The organism is Vibrio sp. 10N.222.49.C9, from assembly GCF_041474985.1.
Taxonomy (GTDB): domain Bacteria; phylum Pseudomonadota; class Gammaproteobacteria; order Enterobacterales; family Vibrionaceae; genus Vibrio; species Vibrio crassostreae_C.
Genome location: NZ_JBFRVD010001424.1, coordinates 1 through 296 on the forward strand (window position 1 = coordinate 1; position 296 = coordinate 296).

Here is a 296-nt window from a genome sequence, read left to right on the forward strand (position 1 = left end):
ACAGGTATTGGAGTCAATAATCTAACGCAACTGACCGCGCTGAATATGACGGAGATAGCGCGTCGCTTCGACATCCAAGTGGTCAATTATGTGGGTCGTCTATTAGGGCAGTTTAAGCATCCCGTTGCTTTCTATCACCCACCCGCTCACTTCAATCAGCACCTAAATCTATTGTATGAAATTGAGCATACCGACTGGTTACAAAAACCCTTAACCCGCTTACTTGAACAAATGGAGTGCTTTCTTAAGCTCAGAGATAAGGTCGCCTATGAGATACAGTTGACCCTCTACCAAAG

General features: G+C 44.9%; 1 pseudogene. It reads left to right on the forward strand.

From position 1 onward, the window contains the following. Nucleotides 1-296: pseudogene (locus tag AB4585_RS28590) on the forward strand (DNA polymerase Y family protein); the annotation flags it as partial.